The 23991-nt window shown below is 60.0% G+C and carries 28 protein-coding genes; 2 read left to right on the top strand and 26 right to left on the bottom strand.

Annotation, left to right across the window (positions count from 1 at the left end):
- Positions 1-4: 4 nt before the first annotated feature.
- From rpmD to rpsL, 24 genes are all read right to left on the bottom strand, one after another.
- Positions 5-214: a 50S ribosomal protein L30 gene (gene rpmD, locus RGR602_RS07875; protein WP_022718377.1), complete on the bottom strand. Its 210-nt coding sequence runs from the start codon at positions 212-214 to the stop codon at positions 5-7.
- A 14-nt stretch (positions 215-228) separates the two neighbouring features.
- Complete coding sequence (gene rpsE, locus RGR602_RS07870; protein ID WP_022718378.1) at positions 229-798, bottom strand: 30S ribosomal protein S5; 570 nt, start codon at positions 796-798, stop codon at positions 229-231.
- A gap of 132 nt (positions 799-930) precedes the next feature.
- Complete coding sequence (gene rplR / locus RGR602_RS07865; protein WP_022718379.1) at positions 931-1293, bottom strand: 50S ribosomal protein L18; 363 nt, start codon at positions 1291-1293, stop codon at positions 931-933.
- Between the two features lie 12 nt (positions 1294-1305).
- Positions 1306-1839 carry a 50S ribosomal protein L6 gene (gene rplF, locus RGR602_RS07860; RefSeq protein WP_022718380.1) on the bottom strand — a complete coding sequence of 178 codons (534 nt, stop codon included), beginning with the start codon at positions 1837-1839 and terminating at the stop codon, positions 1306-1308.
- A 42-nt stretch (positions 1840-1881) separates the two neighbouring features.
- Positions 1882-2280, bottom strand: coding sequence for a 30S ribosomal protein S8 (gene rpsH / locus RGR602_RS07855; RefSeq protein WP_022718381.1), 399 nt, complete (start codon positions 2278-2280; stop codon positions 1882-1884).
- A 12-nt stretch (positions 2281-2292) separates the two neighbouring features.
- Complete coding sequence (rpsN, locus tag RGR602_RS07850; protein WP_039844641.1) at positions 2293-2598, bottom strand: 30S ribosomal protein S14; 306 nt, start codon at positions 2596-2598, stop codon at positions 2293-2295.
- A 32-nt stretch (positions 2599-2630) separates the two neighbouring features.
- Positions 2631-3188, bottom strand: coding sequence for a 50S ribosomal protein L5 (gene rplE / locus RGR602_RS07845; RefSeq protein WP_039844640.1), 558 nt, complete (start codon positions 3186-3188; stop codon positions 2631-2633).
- On the bottom strand, positions 3181-3489 hold the full coding sequence (gene rplX, locus RGR602_RS07840; RefSeq protein ID WP_022718384.1) for a 50S ribosomal protein L24: 309 nt from the start codon (positions 3487-3489) through the stop codon (positions 3181-3183). The genes rplE and rplX overlap by 8 nt, the downstream gene beginning before the upstream one ends.
- A 12-nt stretch (positions 3490-3501) precedes the next feature.
- Positions 3502-3870, bottom strand: coding sequence for a 50S ribosomal protein L14 (rplN, locus tag RGR602_RS07835; protein WP_018900268.1), 369 nt, complete (start codon positions 3868-3870; stop codon positions 3502-3504).
- A 264-nt stretch (positions 3871-4134) separates the two neighbouring features.
- Positions 4135-4374 (bottom strand): 30S ribosomal protein S17, encoded by a 240-nt coding sequence (gene rpsQ, locus RGR602_RS07830; protein WP_003547557.1) that lies wholly within the window; start codon positions 4372-4374, stop codon positions 4135-4137.
- 12 nt (positions 4375-4386) lie between these two features.
- Positions 4387-4587 (bottom strand): 50S ribosomal protein L29, encoded by a 201-nt coding sequence (rpmC, locus tag RGR602_RS07825; protein WP_022718385.1) that lies wholly within the window; start codon positions 4585-4587, stop codon positions 4387-4389.
- A gap of 10 nt (positions 4588-4597) precedes the next feature.
- Positions 4598-5011, bottom strand: a complete 414-nt coding sequence (gene rplP, locus RGR602_RS07820; protein WP_022718386.1) for a 50S ribosomal protein L16 — start codon at positions 5009-5011, stop codon at positions 4598-4600.
- Between the two features lie 36 nt (positions 5012-5047).
- Positions 5048-5767, bottom strand: coding sequence for a 30S ribosomal protein S3 (rpsC, locus tag RGR602_RS07815; protein WP_022718387.1), 720 nt, complete (start codon positions 5765-5767; stop codon positions 5048-5050).
- Positions 5767-6156 (bottom strand): 50S ribosomal protein L22, encoded by a 390-nt coding sequence (gene rplV / locus RGR602_RS07810; protein ID WP_022718388.1) that lies wholly within the window; start codon positions 6154-6156, stop codon positions 5767-5769. The genes rpsC and rplV overlap by 1 nt, the downstream gene beginning before the upstream one ends.
- 2 nt (positions 6157-6158) lie before the next feature.
- Positions 6159-6437: a 30S ribosomal protein S19 gene (gene rpsS / locus RGR602_RS07805; protein WP_007531666.1), complete on the bottom strand. Its 279-nt coding sequence runs from the start codon at positions 6435-6437 to the stop codon at positions 6159-6161.
- Positions 6438-6452: 15 nt separating this feature from the next.
- The gene (rplB, locus tag RGR602_RS07800) at positions 6453-7289 is read right to left on the bottom strand and encodes a 50S ribosomal protein L2 (protein ID WP_039844639.1); all 837 of its coding nucleotides are present in this window, start codon (positions 7287-7289) and stop codon (positions 6453-6455) included.
- A gap of 11 nt (positions 7290-7300) precedes the next feature.
- Entirely contained in the window at positions 7301-7594 is a 294-nt protein-coding gene (locus RGR602_RS07795; protein WP_022718390.1) for a 50S ribosomal protein L23, read from the bottom strand.
- Entirely contained in the window at positions 7591-8211 is a 621-nt protein-coding gene (rplD, locus tag RGR602_RS07790) for a 50S ribosomal protein L4 (RefSeq protein ID WP_022718391.1), read from the bottom strand. The genes RGR602_RS07795 and rplD overlap by 4 nt, the downstream gene beginning before the upstream one ends.
- A gap of 12 nt (positions 8212-8223) precedes the next feature.
- Complete coding sequence (gene rplC, locus RGR602_RS07785) at positions 8224-8865, bottom strand: 50S ribosomal protein L3 (protein ID WP_022718392.1); 642 nt, start codon at positions 8863-8865, stop codon at positions 8224-8226.
- 34 nt (positions 8866-8899) lie between these two features.
- Entirely contained in the window at positions 8900-9208 is a 309-nt protein-coding gene (rpsJ, locus tag RGR602_RS07780; protein ID WP_003547547.1) for a 30S ribosomal protein S10, read from the bottom strand.
- Between the two features lie 260 nt (positions 9209-9468).
- A complete protein-coding gene (gene tuf, locus RGR602_RS07775; RefSeq protein ID WP_039844638.1) occupies positions 9469-10644 on the bottom strand; it encodes an elongation factor Tu in 1176 nt (391 codons plus the stop codon).
- 68 nt (positions 10645-10712) lie between these two features.
- Positions 10713-12812 carry an elongation factor G gene (gene fusA / locus RGR602_RS07770; RefSeq protein WP_039844637.1) on the bottom strand — a complete coding sequence of 700 codons (2100 nt, stop codon included), beginning with the start codon at positions 12810-12812 and terminating at the stop codon, positions 10713-10715.
- Positions 12813-12841: 29 nt separating this feature from the next.
- Positions 12842-13312: a 30S ribosomal protein S7 gene (rpsG, locus tag RGR602_RS07765; RefSeq protein WP_022719192.1), complete on the bottom strand. Its 471-nt coding sequence runs from the start codon at positions 13310-13312 to the stop codon at positions 12842-12844.
- A gap of 76 nt (positions 13313-13388) precedes the next feature.
- Positions 13389-13760, bottom strand: coding sequence for a 30S ribosomal protein S12 (rpsL, locus tag RGR602_RS07760; protein ID WP_022719193.1), 372 nt, complete (start codon positions 13758-13760; stop codon positions 13389-13391).
- Positions 13761-14261: 501 nt separating this feature from the next.
- Between rpsL and RGR602_RS07755 the strand changes: the two genes are divergently transcribed.
- Positions 14262-14555, top strand: a complete 294-nt coding sequence (locus RGR602_RS07755) for a hypothetical protein (RefSeq protein ID WP_022719195.1) — start codon at positions 14262-14264, stop codon at positions 14553-14555.
- A 4-nt stretch (positions 14556-14559) separates the two neighbouring features.
- Positions 14560-14991, top strand: a complete 432-nt coding sequence (locus RGR602_RS07750) for an NUDIX hydrolase (protein ID WP_039844636.1) — start codon at positions 14560-14562, stop codon at positions 14989-14991.
- 376 nt (positions 14992-15367) lie between these two features.
- Here RGR602_RS07750 and rpoC read toward each other — a convergent pair whose 3' ends face one another.
- Both rpoC and rpoB read right to left on the bottom strand, forming a co-directional pair.
- Positions 15368-19579: a DNA-directed RNA polymerase subunit beta' gene (gene rpoC, locus RGR602_RS07745; RefSeq protein ID WP_039844635.1), complete on the bottom strand. Its 4212-nt coding sequence runs from the start codon at positions 19577-19579 to the stop codon at positions 15368-15370.
- A gap of 190 nt (positions 19580-19769) precedes the next feature.
- Positions 19770-23912 carry a DNA-directed RNA polymerase subunit beta gene (rpoB, locus tag RGR602_RS07740; RefSeq protein WP_039844634.1) on the bottom strand — a complete coding sequence of 1381 codons (4143 nt, stop codon included), beginning with the start codon at positions 23910-23912 and terminating at the stop codon, positions 19770-19772.
- Positions 23913-23991 lie beyond the last annotated feature (79 nt).

Raw genomic sequence — 23991 nt, 5'->3', positions numbered from 1 at the left:
CGTCTCACTTCTCGTCGACGACGCGAACGAGATGCTGGACAGCACGGATCATGCCGCGAACGGAAGGCGTATCTTCCAGGGTGCGGGTCCGGTGCATCTTGTTGAGGCCGAGGCCGATCAGCGTCTGGCGCTGTACAGCCGGCCGGCGAATCGGGCTGCCGATCTGCTCGACGGTAACCGTCTTCGCTTCGGTCTTCTTGGTAGCCTTAGCCATGGGTCAGACTCCTCTTATTCTTCAGAGGCGTTGCCGGAGGCAGCACGGCGAGCCTGGAGCGTAGCATACTTGATGCCGCGCTGAGCTGCGATGTCCTTCGGGTGAACCTGGTGCTTCAGAGCGTCGAAGGTTGCGCGAACCATGTTGTACGGGTTCGAGGAACCGGTCGACTTGGCGACAACGTCGTGAACGCCGAGCGTTTCGAAAACGGCGCGCATCGGACCGCCGGCGATGATACCGGTACCGACCTTGGCCGAGCGCAGCAGAACCTTGCCGGCGCCATGGCGGCCATGGACATCGTGATGCAGGGTTCGGCCTTCACGCAGGGGAACGAAGATCAGCTCGCGCTTGGCGGCTTCCGTTGCCTTGCGGATCGCTTCCGGCACTTCGCGTGCCTTACCATGACCGAAGCCTACGCGGCCTTTCTGGTCACCGACGACGACGAGAGCGGCGAAACCGAAACGGCGGCCACCCTTAACAACCTTAGCGACGCGGTTGATCGCGACAAGCTTGTCGACGAATTCGCTGTCGCGCTCTTCGCGGCTCTGGCGATCTTCGCGAGAACCCCTTCTTTCCTGTGCCATTGTCCTCTTCCTTTTTCTTTTCCGGGTGCAATCGGCAAACAAACGAGGACCGCATCGGTCTCCCTTGCGGGAGCGTTTGCGGTCCGGTGAAAATCCGGCCGCTGTCCAAAAGACGCGCGGCCGGAAATCTCCTTAGAAGGTCAGACCGCCTTCGCGGGCTGCTTCTGCAAGAGCCTTGATGCGGCCGTGATAGATGAAGGCGCCACGGTCGAATACGACTTCCTTGACGCCTGCCTTGGAGGCGCGCTCTGCAACGAGCTTGCCGACGAGGGCAGCTGCTGCGGTGTCGGCACCGGTCTTCAGAGAACCGCGCAGATCCTTGTCGAGCGTGGAGGCAGCCGCAAGCGTCTTGCCGGCCACATCATCGATGATCTGTGCGTAGATGTTCTTCGAGGAGCGATGAACCGACAGGCGCGGACGGCCATTGGCCACCGACTTGAGTTGACGGCGCACGCGGTTGGCACGACGTGCAAGTGCTTCTTTCCTGCTAGCCATTTCGCGTGATCCTTACTTCTTCTTGCCTTCTTTGCGGACGATGCGCTCGTCGGCATACTTCACGCCCTTGCCCTTGTAGGGCTCGGGACCGCGGTATTCGCGGATTTCGGCGGCGACCTGACCGACCTGCTGCTTGTTGATGCCGGTGACGACGATTTCCGTCGGCTTCGGAACAGCGATCGAGATACCGACCGGCGGCTCATAGACCACGTCGTGGCTGAAACCGAGAGCCAGCTGCAGGTTCTTGCCCTGCATGGATGCACGATAACCAACGCCGTTGATTTCGAGCTTGCGCTCGTAACCGTCCTTGACGCCCTTGAAGATGTTCTCGATCATTGTGCGGGACATACCCCACTTTGCGCGAGCATCCTTGGTCTGGTTGAGCGGCGTGACCACGACCGCGTTATCTTCGAGCTTTACGCCGACTTCGTCGTTTGCGACGAAGAACAGCTCGCCCTTCGGGCCCTTTGCAGTAACCTTCTGGCCATCGACCGTAGCCGTGATTCCAGCAGGTACCTGAACGGGCTTCTTACCGATACGAGACATGTTTAAATCCTGTCTGTTCGCAATGGAGATCCCTGCCCTGTCTTAGAAGACAGAGCAAAGAACCTCGCCACCAACGTTCTGTTCGCGAGCCTGGTGATCGGCCATCACGCCCTTCGGAGTCGAAAGGATGGTGATGCCGAGACCGTTCGCGACCTGCGGAATGGACTTGACCGAGACATAAACCCGGCGGCCCGGCTTGGACACACGGCCGATCTCACGGATCACCGACGTGCCTTCGTAGTACTTCAGCTCGATGCTGAGTTCCGACTTGCCATTGCCGAAATCGACAACGGAATAGCCACGGATGTAGCCTTCGGACTGCAGGACATCGAGAACGCGTGCACGGAGCTTGGACGCAGGCGTCGATACCGACGACTTGCGGCGGGAAGCGCCGTTGCGGATGCGAGTGAGCATATCGCCCAACGGATCAGTCATTGTCATCTAACCTGCTCCTTACCAGCTCGACTTGACGATGCCCGGCACCTTGCCGAGATTGCCCAGCTCACGCAGCGCGATACGCGACATGCGCAGTTTGCGGTAGTACGCGCGCGGGCGGCCCGATACTTCGCAACGGTTGCGAATGCGGGTCTTCGATCCATCGCGCGGCAGGGATGCCAGCTTGATCGAGGCCTTGAACCGTTCTTCGATCGGAAGAGACTGGTTCATGATGATCGCCTTCAGGACTGCACGCTTGGCAGCCTGGTTTGCGACCGTAGTACGGCGGCGCTTGTTCTTTTCAACTGCGCTTGTCTTCGCCATGTCAGGTTCCTTTTCTACGCTCGTCGTTACGGTTACTGACGGAACGGGAAGTTGAACTCTGTCAGCAGAGCCCGTGCTTCGTCGTCCTTCGTTGCCGTCGTGCAAACGATGATGTCCATGCCCCACATCTGATCAACCTTGTCGTAGTTGATCTCAGGGAACACAATGTGCTCCTTGATGCCCATGGCGAAGTTGCCACGGCCGTCAAAGCTCTTCGGGTTCAGGCCGCGGAAGTCGCGAACGCGCGGAAGCGCGATGTTCACGAGACGGTCCAGGAACTCGTACATGCGGGCGCCACGCAGGGTGACCTTGGCGCCGATCGGCATCTGCTCGCGGACCTTGAAGCCAGCGATGGAGTTGCGTGCACGGGTGATGACTGCCTTCTGGCCAGCGATCGCTGCCAGGTCGGCTGCGGCAATCGTCGGCTTCTTCGAGTCGGCCGTTGCTTCGCCAACACCCATGTTGATTACGATCTTGTCGAGCCTCGGGATCTGCATCTCGTTGGCATAGGAGAACTTCTCCTGCATCGCCTTGCGGATGCGCTCGACATATTCCTTCTTGAGCCGCGGCTCGTACTTTGCCTCAGCCATCGATCACATCTCCAGAACGCTTGGCCACACGGACCTTCTTGCCGTCAACGACCTTGAAACCGACGCGGGTCGGCTTGCCGTCCTTGTCGACGATTGCAATGTTGGACAGGTGAACCGAGGCTTCCTTGCTGATGATGCCGGCTTCCTGCGTCTGCGTCTGGCGCTGGTGGCGCTTGACGACGTTGACGCCACGGACGACCGCGCGATCTTCCTTCGGCAGAACCTGGAGGACTTCGCCGGTACGGCCTTTGTCCTTGCCTGCGAGCATGACGACCTTGTCGCCTTTACGAATCTTCTGCATCGTTCCCGCTCCTTACAGTACTTCGGGAGCCAGCGAGATGATCTTCATGTGGTTCTTGGCGCGAAGTTCGCGCGGAACCGGTCCGAAGATACGGGTGCCGATCGGCTCTTTCTTGTTGTCGATGAGGACTGCTGCATTCGTGTCGAAGCGGATGATGCTGCCATCCACGCGACGGATTTCCTTGGCGGTACGAACAACCACCGCCTTCATCACGTCACCCTTCTTCACGCGGCCGCGCGGGATCGCTTCCTTGATCGAAACGACGATGACGTCGCCGATCGAGGCATACTTGCGCTTCGAGCCGCCCAGCACCTTGATGCACATGACACGACGTGCGCCGGAATTATCCGCGACGTCGAGGTTTGTTTGCATCTGAATCATATCAGGTCGCCTTCTTGTTTTACCGGAATGGTTGGGCTTGCGCCCCCTACCCCGGCTCATGAAAATTGTCAGCCCGCCGAACCCGCCTCACGGGCGGGTACAGACACGGCAATAGCTTGAATAGCGCGGGAAAAATCGTGCCAAGGTGGTTTCCCGACGGGACCTTCCATGCGCTCAAAGCAAAAGAACGCCCGGCATTCGAGCGTTCTGACGCTGCTTCATACAGAAATTTCGGCGAGACGCAAGGCCTCGCGCAAAATTCTGTTACTTGCCCTGGGCGGAAATGACCGTCCAGCGCTTGTCCTTGGAGATCGGTGCGCATTCCTCGATGGATACGGTATCGCCGATCTTGTACTGGTTGTTTTCGTCGTGGGCCTTGTACTTCTTGGAACGACGAACGGTCTTCTGAAGCAGCGGGTGAGCAAAACGGCGCTCAACGCGAACTACGACAGTCTTCTCGTTCTTGTCGCCAACGACAACGCCCTGCAGAATGCGCTTCGGCATGTTATTTTTCCTTTACGCCTTTGCTTCTGCCGCCTTCTGGCGGGCAATGGTTTTCACGCGGGCGATGTCCTTGCGGACTTCGTTGATGCGCGAGGACTTTTCGAGCTGGCCGGTTGCCTTCTGGAAGCGCAGGTTGAACTGCTCCTTCTTGAGGTTGGCGAGCTTGTCCTTGAGCTGATCGGCCGTGAGGCCGCGGACTTCTTCGGCTTTCATCTGCCTCTCCTTACTCTGCAATGCGCTGAACGAAGCGCGTCTTGACCGAGAGCTTGGCCGAGCCGAGACGAAGCGCCTCGCGGGCGATTTCTTCGGTGACGCCGTCGATCTCGAACATCATGCGGCCAGGCTTGACCTTGCATGCCCAATATTCGACAGAACCCTTACCCTTACCCATGCGGACTTCGGTCGGCTTTGCGGTTACCGGAACGTCCGGGAACACGCGGATCCATACACGGCCGGCGCGCTTCATGTAGCGCGTGATCGCGCGGCGGGCCGCTTCGATTTCACGTGCGTTGACGCGGTTGGGCTCCTGAGCCTTCAGGCCGAATTCACCGAAGGCGAGGTCGGAACCACCCTTGGCGACGCCCTTGATGCGGCCCTTGAATTGCTTGCGGTACTTGGTACGCTTTGGCTGCAACATTTTCTTATTCTCCGAACTTATCTGCCACCAACGCTATCAAGCGTTGTCGCGGCGACGATCGCGATCACGGCTTGCCGGACCCTGAGCGTCACCCTCGAGTGCGCGGCGCTCGGAGGCCAGCGGATCGTGTTCAAGGATTTCGCCCTTGAAGATCCAGACCTTGATGCCGCAGATGCCGAATGCGGTTTCGGCTTCAGCCGTACCGTAATCGATGTCCGCACGCAGGGTGTGCAGCGGAACGCGGCCTTCGCGGTACCATTCGGTACGAGCGATTTCCGCGCCGCCGAGACGGCCTGCGCAGGTGATCCTGATGCCTTCGGCGCCAAGACGCATTGCCGACTGAACAGCGCGCTTCATGGCGCGGCGGAAAGCCACGCGGCGTTCCAGCTGCTGGGCAATCGACTGTGCGACGAGCGTCGCGTCGACTTCCGGCTTGCGCACTTCGACGATGTTGAGGTGCGTTTCGGAGTTCGTCATGTCCGACAGCTTCTTGCGAAGCTTGTCGATGTCTGCACCCTTCTTGCCGATGATCAGACCCGGGCGAGCCGAGTGGATCGTGACGCGGCACTTCTTGTGCGGACGCTCGATGACGACCTTTGCAATACCAGCCTGCTTCAGTTCGCTCATGACGAACTTGCGCATCTTCAGGTCTTCGTGCAGGAGCTGACCGTACTCGGCATTGTCCGCGAACCAGCGGCTATCCCAGGTGCGGTTGATGCCAAGACGGAAACCGATTGGATTGATTTTCTGACCCATTATGCGGCCTCCTCTTGTGCCTGCACTTCGCGGACGACGATCGTCAGGTGGGCGAACGGCTTCTCGATGCGAGATGCACGGCCGCGGCCACGAGCGTGGAAGCGCTTCATGACGATCGACTTGCCGACATAGGCTTCTGCTACGACCAGCGAGTCGACGTCGAGATCGTGGTTGTTCTCGGCGTTGGCGATCGCAGATTCGAGCGTCTTCTTGACGGCGCCTGCGATGCGCTTGCGGGAGAACTCCAGCTCAGCGAGTGCGCGGTCAACCTTCTTGCCGCGGATGGCCGCAGCAACCAGGTTGAGCTTCTGTGGGCTGACGCGGAGCGTGCGGGCGACTGCTTGCGCCTCGTTGTCCTTCAGCCGGCGTTCGGCTTTTGCCTTGCCCATTGTTACTTCCTCTTTGCCTTCTTGTCCGCACCGTGACCGTAATAGGTCCGGGTCGGAGAGAATTCACCGAATTTGTGACCGACCATGTCTTCATTGACGCTGACCGGAACATGCTTGCTGCCATTGTAGACGCCGAAGGTGAGACCGACGAATTGCGGCAGGATCGTGGAGCGACGGCTCCAGATCTTGATTACTTCTGCACGTCCGCCTTCACGAACCTTCTCAGCCTTCTTGAGAAGATAGCCGTCAACGAACGGACCTTTCCATACTGAACGAGCCATTGGAGACTTCCTCTCTTACTTCTTACGCTGATGACGCGAGCGCATGATCATCTTGTCGGTCGACTTGTTCGACCGGGTGCGCTTGCCCTTGGTCGGCTTGCCCCACGGGGTGACCGGATGACGGCCACCCGAGGTGCGGCCTTCACCACCGCCGTGCGGATGGTCGACCGGGTTCATGACGACGCCGCGGTTGTGCGGCTTCTTGCCACGCCAGCGCGAACGGCCGGCCTTGCCATCATTGATGTTGCCGTGGTCCGGGTTGGAAACGGCACCGATCGTCGCCAGGCAGGTGCCGTGGACAAGGCGCTGCTCGCCCGAGTTCAGGCGAAGGATCGCCATGCCCTGGTCGCGGCCGACGAGCTGTGCGTAACCGCCAGCCGAACGTGCGATCTGACCGCCCTTGCCCGGCTTCATTTCCACGTTGTGGATGATGGAGCCGACCGGGATGAACTGAAGCGGCATGGTGTTGCCCGGCTTCACGTCGACGGCCTTGTCGGAAGCGATGACCTTGTCGCCGGCAGCGAGGCGCTGCGGAGCGAGGATGTAGGCCTGTTCGCCGTCCGTGTAGGTTACGAGCGCGATGTATGCCGTGCGGTTCGGGTCATATTCGATACGCTGGACCGTGCCCTCGACGTCAAACTTGCGGCGCTTGAAGTCGACGAGACGATAGGTGCGCTTATGACCGCCGCCCTGGAAGCGGACCGTAATGCGGCCGGCGTTGTTGCGGCCACCCTTGGAGGTCAGGCCTTCCGTCAGCACCTTGACCGGCTTGCCCTTCCACAGGCCAGAACGGTCAACGATGACGAGCTGGCGCTGGCTCGGGGTCGTAGGATTGAATGTTTTCAATGCCATTTTCTTATTCCTCAGAGACCGGTGGAGACGTCGATCGTCTGGCCTTCAGCCAGCGTCACGACAGCCTTCTTCACGTCCTTCTGCTTGCCTACAAAACCGCGGAAACGCTTGGTCTTGCCCTTGCGGAGCAGAGTGTTGACGGCCGTGACCTTGACGCCGAAGAGCGCCTCGACTGCAGCCTTGATTTCCGGCTTCGTGGCCGCCTTGGCGACGTTGAAAACAACCTGGTTGTTTTCCGATACCAGCGTGGACTTTTCGGTGATCGCCGGCGAGACGATCACATCGTAGTGGCGAAGATCGGTCACTTGAAACGCTCCTCTAGAGCTTCAACGGCAGCCTTGGAAAGCACGAGCTTGCCGCGGCGCACGATGTCGTAAACGTTGATGCCCTGGATCGGCAGAACATCGATGTTCGGGATGTTCTTTGCTGCAAGCTTGAAGTTGCCGTCAAGCTCAGCGCCGCCGATGAAGAGCGCATTGGTCAGGCCCAGCGTCTCAAAAACGGATGCGAGAGCCTTGGTCTTTGCTTCAGCAGCGACCAGATTGTCGATGACGATGACGTCCTCGGACTTGAACTTGGCCGACAGAGCGTGGCGCAGGCCGAGAGCGCGAACCTTCTTCGGAAGGTCGTGCTCGTGGCTTCGTGCGACCGGGCCGTGAGCCTTACCACCGCCGCGGAACTGCGGAGCGCGAGCAGAATGGTGACGAGCCCGGCCCGTACCCTTCTGCTTGTACATCTTGGCGCCGGTGCGCGAAACGTCCGCGCGGCCCTTTGCCTGGTGCGTGCCCTGCTGCTTCTTGGCAAGCTGCCAGCGGATGACGCGGGCAAGAATGTCTTCGCGGGGCTCGAGGCCGAAAATCGCGTCAGAGAGAGAAACCTTCCCTGCGTCTTTTCCCTCGAGGGTCTTGACGTTGAATTCCATTGGTCCGGCTCCTTACTTCGCTGCCGACTTGACGGCATCGCGCACGATGATCCAGGCACCCTTGGAACCGGGTACTGCACCCTTGATCAGGATCAGACCGCGATCTTCATCGGTCGAAACTACTTCCAGGTTCTGAGTCGTTACGCGCGTCTGGCCCATGTGACCAGCCATCTTCTTGTTCTTGAAAACCTTGCCTGGATCCTGACGCGAACCCGTCGAACCATGCGAACGGTGCGAAACGGACACACCGTGCGTGGCGCGCAGACCGCCGAAGCCGTGGCGCTTCATGGCGCCGGCAAAGCCCTTACCGATTGTCGTACCCGTCACGTCGACGAGCTGACCTGCAGCGAAGTGACCAGCCTTGAGCTCGGTGCCGACCTCGAGCAGGTTGTCTTCCGAAACGCGGAATTCTGCGAGTTTGGCCTTCGGCTCGACGTTGGCGACGGCAAAGTTGCCGCGCATCGCCTTGGACGTGTTCTTAACCTTCGCCTGGCCAGCACCGAGCTGAACTGCGGTATAGCCATTCTTTTCCACAGTGCGCGTAGAAACGACCTGGCAGCCTTCCATACGCAATACCGTTACCGGGACATGCTCGCCGGCGTCGTTGTAGACGCGGGTCATTCCCACCTTCTGTGCAATCACACCTGAACGCATCGGTTCAATCCTTCCAAATCCGCTCGAGCCAGGCTCAGAGCTTGATCTCAACATCGACACCGGCGGCGAGATCGAGCTTCATCAGCGCGTCCACCGTCTGCGGGGTCGGGTCTACGATGTCGAGGAGGCGCTTATGCGTGCGCATCTCGAACTGCTCGCGGCTCTTCTTGTCGATGTGCGGGGACCGGTTGACCGTAAACTTCTCGATGCGGGTCGGAAGCGGAACGGGGCCCCGGACACTAGCTCCGGTGCGCTTCGCCGTCGACACAATCTCGCGCGTGGAAGCATCGAGAATTCGGTGATCGAACGCCTTCAGGCGAATGCGGATATTTTGGCCGTTCATTCGACGTTATCCTTGTGTTTGTTCTTCGCGTGCCAACAAAACGGCACGGGCTGTTCTTCTTTTCCTAAGGCGGACCACCGGTTTCAAAGATCGAAGGGGACACCGAAAACGATGTCCCTTTCCAGTCTCCAGGCCTTAAGGCCCACCTTGTCTGTTCATTGCCTGCCTCGAAGCCGAAGCAGACGCAAATCGCGCTCGCGCGCCATTTGCTACATTTTTATGTCATAAGCAAGCGGCCCTGGGGCCGCTTGCCTAAAAGATTACTCGACGATCGATGCAACGATACCGGCGCCGACGGTGCGGCCGCCTTCGCGGATGGCGAAGCGCAGCTTTTCTTCCATGGCGATCGGCACGATCAGCTCGACGTCAACCGTGACGTTGTCGCCCGGCATCACCATTTCGGTGCCTTCCGGCAGCGTCACGATGCCCGTCACGTCCGTCGTGCGGAAGTAGAACTGCGGACGGTAGTTGGTGAAGAACGGCGTATGACGGCCGCCTTCTTCCTTCGTCAGGATGTAGGCTTCAGCCTTGAACTTCTTGTGCGGCTTCACCGAACCCGGCTTGCACAGGATCTGGCCACGCTCGACGCCGTCGCGGTTCACGCCGCGGATCAGTGCGCCGATGTTGTCGCCGGCCTGGCCCTGGTCAAGCAGCTTGCGGAACATTTCAACGCCGGTCACCGTCGTCTTCGAGGTCGGGCGGATGTCGACGATCTCGACTTCTTCGCCAACCTTGACGATACCGCGCTCGACGCGGCCGGCCACGACCGTACCGCGGCCCGAGATCGAGAACACGTCTTCGATCGGCATCAGGAACGGCTGGTCGATCGGACGCTCAGGCGTCGGGATGTAGGCGTCGACCTGGGCCATCAGTTCGCGGATCGCGTCTTCGCCAATCTTCTTGTCGGAATCTTCAAGAGCAGCCAACGCCGAACCCTTGACAACCGGGATGTCGTCGCCCGGGAAGTCGTAGGACGACAGCAGTTCGCGCACTTCCAGCTCGACGAGCTCGAGAAGCTCGGCGTCGTCGACCTGGTCGACCTTGTTCAGGAACACGACGATTGCCGGAACGCCGACCTGGCGGGCGAGCAGGATGTGTTCGCGGGTCTGCGGCATCGGGCCGTCGGCAGCCGAGCACACCAGGATCGCGCCGTCCATCTGTGCGGCACCGGTGATCATGTTCTTGACGTAGTCGGCGTGGCCGGGGCAGTCGACGTGCGCGTAGTGGCGGTTGGCCGCCTCATACTCGACATGCGCCGTCGAAATCGTGATCCCGCGAGCCTTTTCTTCCGGCGCAGCGTCGATCTGGTCATACGCCTTGAACTCGCCGAAGTACTTCGTGATCGCCGCCGTCAGAGACGTCTTGCCGTGGTCAACGTGGCCGATCGTGCCGATGTTAACGTGCGGCTTGTTGCGCTCAAACTTACTCTTTGCCATTTTCGGCTCTCCATTCTGCTAGTCCCCGAAGGGATCTAATTCTTGTTATCGGTCAATTGGTATTCCGGTCACTTCTGACCGGAATACTTTGCCTGGATTTCAGTTGCGACGTTCGACGGAACCGGCGCATAGTGATCGAAGGTCATCGTGTACTGAGCGCGGCCCTGCGACATGGAGCGCAGGTTGTCGACGTACTTGAACATGTTCGCCAACGGAACGTTCGCGTTGATGACGACGGCGATGCCGCGGCTCTCCTGGCCCTGGATCTGACCACGGCGCGAGTTCAGGTCGCCGATGACGTCGCCGACATAGTCTTCCGGCGTCACGACTTCGACCTTCATCATCGGCTCCAGCAGCTGAGCGCCAGCTTTCTTCGCTGCCTCACGGAAGCAAGCGCGCGAGGCGATTTCGAACGCCAGGACCGACGAGTCGACATCGTGGAAGGCACCGTCGATCAGCGTCGCCTTGACGCCGAGCATCGGGAAGCCTGCGAGCGGACCGGAGGTCAGAACGCTTTCGATGCCCTTCTGAACGCCCGGGATGTATTCCTTCGGAACAGCACCGCCGACGATCTTGGACTCGAACTTGAATTCGTCGCCTTCCGGGTTCGGTTCGAAGATGATCTTGACGCGCGCGAACTGGCCGGTACCACCGGACTGCTTCTTGTGCGTGTAGTCTTCTTCGTGCGTCTTCGTGATGGTTTCGCGGTAGGCAACCTGCGGCGCACCGACGGTTGCTTCAACCTTGAACTCGCGGCGCATGCGGTCAACGATGATATCGAGGTGAAGTTCACCCATGCCGGCGATGATCGTCTGGCCCGATTCCTGGTCCGTCTTCACGCGGAAGGACGGGTCTTCGGCAGCCAGGCGGTTGAGCGCGAGGCCCATCTTTTCCTGGTCGCCCTTGGTCTTCGGCTCGATGGCGATCTGGATGACCGGCTCGGGGAATTCCATGCGCTCGAGGATGACCGGCTTCAGCGGATCACACAGCGTATCGCCAGTGGTGGTTTCCTTGAGGCCTGCGAGAGCAACGATGTCGCCGGCGAAGGCTTCTTCGATGTCTTCTCGCGAATTGGAATGCATCTGCAGCATGCGGCCGACGCGCTCGCGCTTGTCCTTGACCGTGTTCATGACCGACGCGCCCTTCTCGAGCTTGCCGGAATAGATGCGGGCAAAGGTGAGCGAACCGACGAAGGGGTCGTTCATGATCTTGAAGGCGAGCATGGAGAGCGGCTCGGCGTCATCGGGGTGACGCTCGATTTCAGCTTCCGTCTTCACGTCGATACCCTTGATCGCCGGAATGTCGAGCGGCGACGGCAGGTAATCGACGACTGCGTCGAGCAGCGGCTGAACGCCCTTGTTCTTGAAGGCAGTACCGCAGAACATCGGATGGAACTTGACGTCGATGGTGCCGCGGCGAACGAGCGCACGGATCTGATCGTTGTCCGGCATGTTGCCTTCGAGGTAGGCTTCCATTGCGGCTTCGTCGATCTCGACAACCGTCTCGATCAGCTTTTCGCGATATTCTTCAGCCTTGGCCTTCATGTCTTCCGGAATTTCGACGACGTCCCACTGTGCGCCGAGCGATTCGTCGCGCCAGATGAGAGCGTTCATCTCGATCAGATCGACAACGCCCTTGAACTCGGTTTCTGCGCCGATCGGCAGCTGCATGACGACAGCCGTCGCGCCGAGACGGGTCTTGATCATCTCGACCGAGCGGTAAAAATCCGCACCGGTCTTGTCCATCTTGTTGCAGAAGATCATGCGCGGAACGTGATATTTCTCGGCCTGGCGCCAGACGGTTTCAGTCTGCGGCTCGACACCTGCGTTGGCATCGAGAAGCGCGATGGCGCCGTCGAGAACGCGCAGCGAACGCTCGACTTCGATGGTGAAGTCGACGTGGCCGGGGGTGTCAATGATGTTGAAGCGGCGCATCTTGCCGTCACGGCCCTTCCAGAAGGTCGTGGTCGCAGCGGAGGTGATCGTGATGCCACGCTCCTGCTCCTGCTCCATCCAGTCCATGGTGGCTGCGCCGTCGTGGACTTCGCCGATCTTGTGCGACTTACCGGTGTAATAAAGAATACGTTCGGTGGTCGTGGTCTTGCCGGCGTCGATGTGCGCCATGATACCGAAATTGCGGTAGTCTTCGATTTTATATTCGCGAGCCATTGTGGACTGCCTTTCGATACCGTTCGGAATTACCAGCGATAGTGCGAGAACGCACGGTTGGCATCAGCCATCTTGTGCGTGTCTTCGCGCTTCTTGACGGCACTGCCGCGGTTGTTGGATGCATCGAGAAGCTCGCCCGAGAGGCGGTCAACCATGGTCGTTTCGTTGCGCTTGCGGGCAGCAGCGATCAGCCAGCGAATGGCGAGGGCCTGACGGCGCTCCGGACGGACGTCGACCGGGACCTGGTAGGTCGCACCACCGACGCGGCGCGAGCGGACTTCGACGTGCGGGGCGATGTTATCGAGCGCAGCGTGGAAAACCGCAATCGGCTCCTGCTTGGACTTGCCCTGCACGACGTCGAATGCGCCGTATACGATGTTTTCAGCAACGGACTTCTTGCCGTCGAGCATGATGGCATTCATGAACTTCGTGACAACCAGATCGCCGAACTTCGGGTCCGGGTTGATCTCGCGCTTTTCTGCTCTGTGACGTCGGGACATACTTCTCGTCTCTTCAACTGTTAAGGCGCTTTACCACGCGGAGAACCTCGCGCAGCGCCGGAAAACCAAAACCGAATTACTTCGGACGCTTCGCACCGTACTTCGAACGGCGCTGCTTGCGGTTCTTGACACCCTGGGTATCGAGAACGCCGCGGATGATGTGGTAACGGACACCCGGAAGGTCCTTCACGCGGCCGCCACGGATCATGACGACGGAGTGTTCCTGAAGGTTGTGACCTTCGCCGGGAATGTAACCAATGACTTCGAAGCCGTTGGTGAGGCGGATCTTGGCAACCTTACGCAGAGCCGAGTTCGGCTTCTTCGGCGTCGTGGTGTAGACGCGGGTGCAAACGCCGCGCTTCTGCGGGTTTTCCTGCAGCGCAGGAACCTTGTTACGCTTTACACTTGCCTGGCGAGGCTTGCGGATCAGCTGGTTTACGGTAGGCATTCAACCATCCCTTACGTTTATCTCTCAAACCCTTGCGGGCGTAACTCGCGCCGTCTCCGGCAAGATCACACGGCTGTCGTCAATGCGCAAAATGTGGCCCGATCTGCTTGCGCAGATGGACCACTGAAGGCAGAGGACGCAAAAAGACATGCGTCATGCGTGCAGGCATCAAATCTTCAACGTGCGTTTCGAACCTTGTTTGAGGAGAACTCCAGGACGAGACGCCCCGGACAGCCATGCCTCACATGGGTTCCGATGGCGCGGGTACTACTGGTTTCCCGCTGGTTCGTCAAGGCCGGTTAAGAAATAATCTTCGGCGGATCGCCTTGAAACCCGGGCTCCGTGCGCTCTTTGAACGCTTTTAGACGCAACGGTCACCGCATGCCAAGTTGAACTTGGGCATCGCTGCAAAAACGGATAAGGAATCAGCGATCGCAGGCCACGCGCCTGTCAAAAAACGGATTCGAGTTTCGAATCGCCAGATATCCAAAGGACCGATGAATGATCGAGAAGCCCGACAACGACAATAATTCCGTAGGCCCGATGATCTTCATCATCATCGGCAAGGGCTACGAGTCCGATGGCGCCGAGGGCGTCGACCTGCACGTGATGTTGAAGGCGGCCGACGACGACAGCGCAGTGCGCGAGGCGCTGAACGCCCTTGCCGAAGAAGGCTTCATCGAAGCCGACCTCGACCAGATCGGCATGCTGACCGACGTTCCCGACGAAGAACCGCATGCCTCGGCGTACCAAGGCGCGCTCGAAGGCGAAGTCGCGATCATCCGCTTCAACTGAAGACATGGCTCGGCCCGATGCGCAAAAGGTGCTGATCTACGCCACCTGGCGCCGTCGGCTCCTGGTTTTCGACGAGCCGGATTTTCCGGAGATCGAACTGCAGGTTCCGGGCGGGACGGTCGAACCCGGCGAAGACCCTGAGCAAGCGGCAGCCCGCGAATTCGCCGAAGAGACAGGTCTTGCGCTGAGCAACACGCTTCGTCCGCTTGCAATCGATGACTACCGCTTCATCAAGAACGGTGCCGCCATCTGCCACCGGCGGCATTACTATCATGCCGATATTGGAGGGCCCTACCCCGAGACCTGGCTTCATCACGAGATGACACCATTCGACGGCGGCGGGCCGATCCTGCTCCGCTTTTTCTGGATTGATATCGCAGCAGCAAAGGCCAGGCTCGGCTACGGAATGCACAATTGCCTCATCCTGCTTCCCTAACAACCCCAAGCTGGGAAGTTGCGATCGCTTCGTAGTTCATCGCGCTGTTGGCGACGTGCACAATATGCACCTTCGACGAAACGATTATGCGGTCTTTCAGCTCGGCAAGAACGTCGCTGCCGGTTGCAGCCGGCTTCGACCTGGTCATCCCGCGGGCCAAAGCGGCATCGCGCGATGCGTGTCTTTTCCTATCATCGAAAAGCTACATGCGGTTCCGTGCCATGTGAACGACTCCGTAAGCTATATGGGGGCGAGTCCGTAGTCGTTATCAAGAAAAATGGAGAACTATTTTCGGCCTCCCCGCCGCCGCGAAATCAAACAAAAAACCGCCCGGATCGCTCCGGGCGGTTTTTCAGTTCTGAGGCCGGGCTGCCGGTTATTCGGCAGCCGAAGCGTTTTCGCCGGCCATGTCCTGGAGCATCGGGGTTGCGGCATCCGCGCCCGTGCCCTTGCGACGCTCTTCGAGGATCATCTCATCGCGCGACGTCGCGATACGGCGGATCGCCGTCATGGTGCCGCCGGTACCGGCCGGGATGAGGCGTCCGACGATGACGTTTTCCTTGAGACCCTGCAGGCCGTCGGTCTTGCCGGCGATCGCAGCTTCCGTCAGCACCTTCGTCGTTTCCTGGAAGGAAGCGGCGGAGATGAAGGACGGGGTCTGCAGCGACGCCTTGGTGATGCCCAGAAGAACCGGCTCGCCATAGGCAGGCTTCTTGCCCTGCTCGATCAGGCCGTCGTTGACGTCCTCGAGCTCGATACGGTCGACGTTGTCGCCGACGATATAAGTCGAGTCGCCAGCATCGGTGATTTCCACCTTCTGCAGCATCTGACGGACAATCACTTCGATGTGCTTGTCGTTGATGACAACGCCCTGCAAGCGGTAGACTTCCTGGATCTCGTTGACGAGGTAGGAAGCCAGAGCCTCCACGCCCTTGATCGCCAGGATGTCATGCGGTGCCGGGTTGCCGTCGAGGATGTAGTCGCCCTTTTCGATATAGTCGCCTTCCTGAAGGTGGAAGGGCTTGCCCTTCGGGATCAGGTATTCGACCGGCTCGACACCGTCTTCCGCCGGCTCGATGATGACGCGGCGCTTGTTCTTGTAGTCGCGGCCGAGGCGGATCGTACCATCGATCTCAGCGATGATGGCATGATCCTTCGGGCGGCGGGCTTCGAAGAGTTCGGCAACGCGCGGCAGACCGCCGGTGATGTCCTTGGTCTTGGCGCTTTCCAGCGGCGAACGTGCAAGCACGTCACCCTGGGAGACCTTCTGGCCTGGCTCGACCGAAAGGATCGCGTCGACCGAAAGCAGGAAGCGGGCATCGCCGCCGCGAGACAGCTTCGCGACATTGCCGCTTGCGTCCTTGATGACAATTGCCGGCTTGAGGTCCGAACCACGCGGGGTCGAACGCCAGTCGATGACCTGACGCTTGGTGATCCCCGTGGATTCGTCGGTCGCTTCGAGGACGGAGAGACCGTCGACAACGTCTTCGAACTGAACGGTACCGGCCAGTTCCGTCATTATCGGACGGGTGTACGGATCCCACTCAGCCAGACGCTGGCCGCGCTTTACCTTGTCGCCCTCGTCCACATACAGCTTAGAACCGTAGGCAACGCGCTGCGAGGAGCGCTCAACGCCACGCTCGTCCAGGATCTGGACGGTCATGTTGCGGCCCATGGCAACGAGGATGCCTTCGGAGTTCCGCAGAAGGTTGCGGTTCTTGATCTGAACCGTTCCTTCATACGAGGCCTCCAGGAACGACTGGTCGACCACGGTGGCCGTACCGCCAAGGTGGAAGGTACGCATGGTGAGCTGCGTGCCTGGCTCGCCGATCGACTGAGCCGCGATGACGCCGACCGCTTCGCCCATGTTGACCGGCGTACCGCGAGCAAGGTCGCGGCCGTAGCAGACAGAGCAGACGCCTGTCTGGATTTCGCAGGTCAGTGCCGAACGGATGCGGATCGACTGGATACCAGCTTTTTCGATCTCGACGACATCTGGCTCGAGGATCATCTTGCCGGCATCGACGATGCGCTCGCCGGTGACCGGGTGATCGATGTTGTCGAGTGCCGTACGGCCGAGGATACGTGCGCCGAGCGAGGCAACGACCTGGCCGGCATCGACGATCGCAGTCATGGTGAGGCCCTTGTCGGTGCCGCAATCCACGGAGTTGACGATGCAATCCTGCGCGACGTCGACGAGACGGCGGGTCAGGTAGCCCGAGTTTGCCGTCTTCAAGGCGGTGTCTGCCAGTCCCTTACGGGCGCCGTGCGTCGAGTTGAAGTACTCGTTGACGGTCAGGCCTTCCTTGAAGTTCGAGATGATCGGCGTCTCGATGATTTCGCCCGACGGCTTAGCCATCAGGCCGCGCATGCCGCCCAGCTGACGCATCTGGTTCGGCGAACCGCGGGCGCCCGAGTGGCTCATCATGTAGATCGAGTTCATAGGCTTCTGGCGGCCGGTCTTTTCGTCGAACTCGATAGCCTTGATGCGGGCCATCATCTCTTCGGCGACCTTCTCGGTGGCCTTGCCCCAGGCATCGACGACCTTGTTGTACTTTTCGCCCTGCGTGATGAGGCCGTCGTTGTACTGCTGCTCGTATTCCTTCACGAGTGCTTCGGTATCGCCGACGATCTTAACCTTGGTATCCGGGATCACCATGTCGTCCTTGCCGAACGAGATGCCGGCGCGGCAGGCATGCGAGAAGCCGAGCTGCATGATGCGGTCGCAGAAAATGACCGTGTCCTTCTGGCCGCAATGACGGTAGACCGTGTCGATCATCTTGGAGATGTTCTTCTTGGTCATTTCCTGGTTGCAGATGTCGAAAGGCACCTTGCCGTTCTTCGGCAGCAATTCGCCGATGAGCAGGCGGCCCGGGGTCGTTTCATAGATCTTGGAGTACGGCTTGCCGTCCTCGCTGATCGACTTGAAGCGGCCACGGATCTTGGTGTGCAGCGTGACGACCTTGCTTTCAAGAGCATGATGCAGTTCGCCGAGGTCGGAGAAGGCCATGCCTTCGCCCGGCTCGTTCTGGTTCATGATCGAGAGGTAGTAGAGGCCGAGAACCATGTCCTGCGACGGAACGATGATCGGTGCGCCGTTGGCCGGGTGCAGGATGTTGTTCGTCGACATCATCAGAACGCGGGCTTCGAGCTGGGCTTCGAGAGACAGTGGCACGTGGACGGCCATCTGGTCACCATCGAAGTCGGCGTTGAAGGCCGTGCAAACGAGCGGATGCAGCTGGATCGCCTTGCCTTCGACCAGGGTGGGTTCGAAGGCCTGGATGCCCAGGCGGTGCAGCGTCGGCGCGCGGTTCAAGAGAACCGGATGCTCGCGGATGACCTCGTCGAGGATATCCCAGACTTCCGGCTTTTCCTTCTCGACCAGCTTTTTCGCCTGCTTGACGGTCGAGGAATAACCCTTGGCGTCGAGGCGCGCGTAGATGAACGGCTTGAAGAGTTCGAGCGCCATCTTCTTCGGCAGGCCGCACTGGTGCAGCTTCAGCTCCGGACCGGTCACGATGACCGAGCGGCCGGAATAGTCAACGCGCTTGCCGAGCAGGTTCTGGCGGAAGCGGCCCTGCTTGCCCTTGAGCATGTCGGAGAGCGACTTCAGCGGACGCTTGTTGGCACCCGTGATGACGCGGCCGCGACGGCCGTTGTCGAACAGCGCATCGACGGATTCCTGCAACATGCGCTTTTCGTTGCGGATAATGATACCCGGCGCACGAAGCTCGATCAGGCGCTTCAGACGATTGTTACGGTTGATGACGCGCCGATAGAGATCGTTCAGGTCCGACGTGGCAAAGCGGCCGCCATCGAGCGGAACCAGCGGACGCAGATCCGGCGGGATCACCGGAACGACCTTCATGATCATCCATTCCGGACGGTTGCCGGATTCCATGAAGTTCTCGACGATCTTCAGCCGCTTCATCAGCTTCTTCTGCTTGAGATCCGACGTGGTGTCGGCAAGCTCGGAACGCAGATCGCCGGCGATCTTCTCGAGGTTCATCGATGCCAGCATCTCGTAGATGGCTTCAGCGCCGATCATCGCCGTGAACTGGTCTTCGCCATATTCGTCGACGGCGAGCATGTACTCTTCTTCCGAGAGGAGCTGATGTTCCTTAAGGGCCGTGAGGCCCGGCTCGGTGACGATGTAGTTTTCGAAATACAGGACGCGCTCGACATCCTTCAGCGTCATGTCGAGCAACGTGGAAATGCGGCTCGGCAGCGACTTCAGGAACCAGATGTGGGCAACGGGTGCTGCAAGCTCGATATGGCCCATGCGCTCGCGCCGAACGCGCGACAGCGTGACTTCGACGCCGCACTTTTCGCAGATGATGCCCTTGTACTTCATGCGCTTGTACTTGCCGCAAAGGCACTCGTAGTCCTTGATCGGCCCGAAGATGCGCGCGCAGAAGAGACCATCGCGTTCCGGCTTGAACGTGCGGTAGTTGATGGTTTCCGGCTTCTTGATCTCGCCGTAGGACCAGGAAAGGATCTTCTCCGGAGAGGCAATCGAAATCCGGATGGAGTCGAAATTCTGTGCAGGCACCTGCGGATTGAAAAGATTCATGACCTCTTGGTTCATGCCTGTCTCCTTCATGGGCGAAAGCGCCCTTAGCTTGCGATGGTCGGCGGCAAATCCCGGGAGCCGCGCCAACGCTCAAAAACGACAATAACCGCACAATGCGGCGGAAACGTCCCTGCCCGGCCGACACATTGCGGGGCCATGGCGGGAACGGTGTGCGCCCTCTTAAGGCGCACACCCTATCAAGTGGTTACTCGGCTGCGTCCGGCAACTGGCCCGCCTGCTGCAGATCCTCGACCTTCGAGTTCTCCAACTCGACGGAAAGGCCGAGCGAGCGCATTTCCTTGACGAGAACGTTGAAGCTTTCGGGAATACCCGCTTCGAACGTATCGTCGCCCCGGACGATGGCTTCGTAGACCTTGGTGCGGCCGGCGACGTCGTCCGACTTCACCGTCAGCATTTCCTGCAGCGTATAGGCTGCGCCGTATGCTTCCAGAGCCCAGACCTCCATTTCGCCGAAGCGCTGGCCGCCGAACTGGGCCTTGCCGCCCAGCGGCTGCTGGGTCACGAGCGAGTAAGGACCGATCGAACGGGCGTGGATCTTGTCGTCGACCAGGTGGTTGAGCTTCAGCATGTAGATGTAGCCCACGGTCACCTGACGGTCGAACTGCTCGCCGGTACGGCCGTCATACAGCGTCGACTGACCGGAATCCTTGAGACCCGCCAGACGCAGCATCTCGTTGACATCGCCTTCATGGGCGCCGTCAAAGACCGGCGTTGCGATCGAAACGCCGCGCTTCCACTGGTCGGCAAGACGCAGAACCGAGTCATCGTCGAAGTCCTTGACCTGCTCGGCCTTCGGACCGTCGCCGACAACGTCGCCGATCGTCTTGCGCAACGGCTCGATATTGCCGTTCGCCTTGTAGGCTTCGATCAGGTCACCGATCTGCTTGCCCATGCCGGCGCAAGCCCAGCCGAGGTGCGTCTCGAGGATCTGGCCGACGTTCATGCGCGAAGGCACGCCCAGCGGGTTCAGAACGACGTCGACATGCGTGCCGTCTTCGAGGAACGGCATGTCTTCGACCGGAACGATGCGCGACACGACACCCTTGTTGCCGTGACGGCCAGCCATCTTGTCGCCCGGCTGGATCTTGCGCTTCACTGCGACGAAGACCTTGACCATCTTCATGACGCCAGGAGGCATTTCGTCGCCGCGCTGGACCTTCTCGACCTTGTCCATGAAGCGCTGCTCAAGGCGCGACTTGGATTCATCGTACTGGCCGCGGAGCGCTTCGAGTTCGCTCTGGACCTTCTCGTCCTCGACTGCGAACATCCACCACTGCGAGCGGGGATATTCGGAGACCACGGCGTTCGAAAGCTCGGTGCCCTTCTTGAAGCCCTTCGGGCCGGCGATGGACATCTGGCCGCGGAGCATCTCGATCAGACGGCCGTAGACGTTACGGTCGAGAATCGCCTGCTCGTCGTCGCGGTCCTTGGCAAGACGCTCGATCTCTTCGCGCTCGATTGCCATTGCGCGCTCGTCCTTTTCAACGCCGTGGCGGTTGAAGACGCGCACTTCGACGATCGTGCCGTAGGTGCCGGGCGGCATGCGCATCGACGTATCGCGGACGTCGGACGCCTTTTCACCGAAAATGGCGCGCAGGAGCTTTTCTTCCGGCGTCATCGGGCTTTCACCCTTCGGCGTGATCTTGCCGACAAGGATATCACCCGGCTGAACTTCGGCGCCGATGTAGACGATGCCTGCCTCGTCGAGATTCTTCAGCGCTTCTTCCGAAACATTCGGAATATCGCGCGTGATTTCTTCCGGACCAAGCTTCGTGTCGCGCGCCATCACTTCGAATTCTTCGATGTGGATGGAGGTGAACACGTCGTCGGCAACGATACGCTCGGAGAGCAGGATCGAATCTTCGTAGTTGTAGCCGTTCCACGGCATGAACGCGACGAGCGCGTTGCGGCCGAGAGCCAGATCGCCAAGGTCGGTCGACGGACCGTCCGCCAGAATGTCGCCGCGGTTGACAACGTCACCGACGGTGACCAGCGGACGCTGGTTGACGCAGGTGTTCTGGTTCGAACGCTGGAACTTCTGCAGGCGGTAGATATCGACACCGGACTTGCCGGCTTCGAGGTCTTCCGTTGCGCGGATGACGATACGCGTGGCGTCGACCTGGTCAACGACGCCACCGCGGCGGGCGCCGATAGCTGCACCGGAGTCGCGAGCGACGACCGGCTCCATGCCGGTGCCGACGAACGGAGCTTCGGCACGCAGCAACGGAACAGCCTGGCGCTGCATGTTCGAGCCCATGAGGGCGCGGTTCGCGTCGTCGTTTTCCAGGAACGGGATAAGAGCGGCTGCGACCGAAACGACCTGCTTCGGCGAGACGTCCATCAGGTTCATGCTGTCGCGCGGGGCGAGCATGACTTCGCCAGCGTGACGGCACACGACGAATTCGTCAACGAAGGAACCGTCCTTGTCGAGCTCGGCGTTGGCCTGTGCGACGTAATACTTCGCCTCTTCCATGGCCGACAGGTAAAGAACATCGTTCGTCACCTTGCCGTCGACGATGCGGCGGTAAGGGCTCTCGATGAAGCCGTACTTGTTGACGCGCGCAAAGGTCGCCAGCGAGTTGATGAGACCGATGTTCGGGCCTTCCGGCGTTTCGATCGGGCAAATACGGCCGTAGTGGGTCGGATGAACGTCGCGGACTTCAAAGCCGGCGCGCTCGCGGGTCAGCCCGCCCGGGCCAAGTGCCGAGAGACGGCGCTTGTGGGTGATCTCCGACAGCGGGTTGACCTGGTCCATGAACTGCGAGAGCTGCGAGGAGCCGAAGAATTCGCGAACGGCAGCAGCTGCCGGCTTCGCGTTGATCAGATCCTGCGGCATGACCGTGTCGATTTCGATCGAGGACATGCGCTCCTTGATCGCGCGCTCCATGCGCAAAAGGCCCAGACGGTACTGGTTTTCCATCAGCTCGCCGACCGAGCGGACGCGGCGGTTGCCAAGGTTGTCGATGTCGTCGATCTCGCCCTTGCCGTCGCGTAGCTCGACAAGCATCTTGACTACGGCCAGGATGTCGTCCTTGCGCAGGACGCGGACGGTGTCTTCGACGTCGAGGTCGAGACGCATGTTCATCTTCACGCGGCCGACGGCGGAGAGGTCGTAACGCTCCGCATCGAAGAACAGCGAGTTGAACATGGCTTCGGCCGATTCCATGGTCGGCGGTTCACCGGGACGCATGACGCGGTAGATGTCGAACAGCGCGTCCTGGCGGTTCTCGTTCTTATCGGCGTTGAGCGTGTTGCGGATGTAGGCGCCGACATTGATGTGGTCGATGCCGAGAACCGGGATTTCGTCGAAACCGTTGGCGAGGATGACCGGCAGGGTCTTTTCGTCGATTTCGTCGCCGGCTTCGAGATAGATCTCACCCGTCGAGTAGTTGACGATGTCTTCTGCGAGGTAGTTGCCGTAGAGATCGTCGTCCGTCGCCTTCAGAGCCTTGAGACCCTTGTCGGAAAGCTGGCGGAGCAGACGCGGGGTCAGCTTCTTGCCCGCTTCGACCACGACTTCGCCGGTGTCGGCGTCGACCATCTCGGTGATCGCCTTGGCGCCCTTCAGCGCCTCGGGCTGGAAGGGAATGCGCCAGCCTTCGCCGTCGCGCTTGTAGAGCGACTTCGTATAGAAGGTGTCGAGGATTTCCTCGCCATCCATGCCGAGGGCCATCAGCAGCGACGACACTGGAATCTTGCGGCGGCGGTCGATACGGGCATAGACGATGTCTTTGGCGTCGAACTCGATGTCGAGCCAGGAGCCGCGATACGGGATCACGCGGGCGGCGAAGAGCAGCTTGCCGGAAGAATGGCTCTTGCCCTTGTCATGGTCGAAGAAGACGCCCGGCGAACGGTGCATCTGGGACACGATCACGCGCTCGGTGCCGTTCACGATGAACGTGCCGTTGTTCGTCATGAGCGGCATGTCACCCATGTAGACGGACTGTTCCTTGATGTCCTTGATCGACTTCGCGCCGGTATCCTCGTCGATATCGAACACGATGAGACGGAGGGTAACCTTCAGCGGCGCGGCATAGGTCAGGTCGCGCTGGCGGCATTCGTCGACGTCGAACTTCGGCGGTTCGAACTCATAGGACACGAATTCCAGCATCGAAGCGCCGGAGAAGTCCGTGATCGGGAAAACTGACTTGAAGACGGCCTGAAGGCCTTCGTCAGGGCGGCCGCCCTTGGGCTCTTCTACCATCAGGAATTGGTCGTAGGACGCCTTCTGAACCTCGATGAGGTTCGGCATTTCTGCGACTTCGGGGATTTTACCAAAAAACTTGCGTACGCGCCTACGACCGTTGAACGAAAGGGTCTGAGCCATCGTCGCTCCTTCAAAATTGCATCCGGGCCTGCAACGGACGGGAACCGCTGGCCAGGCGATCCCGTCGATCAATGGATAA

The sequence above is a fragment of the Rhizobium gallicum bv. gallicum R602sp genome (assembly GCF_000816845.1).
Lineage (GTDB): Bacteria > Pseudomonadota > Alphaproteobacteria > Rhizobiales > Rhizobiaceae > Rhizobium > Rhizobium gallicum.
The sequence above is the reverse complement of the archived record's forward strand: the minus strand, read 5'-3'. Positions and strand labels throughout refer to the sequence as shown.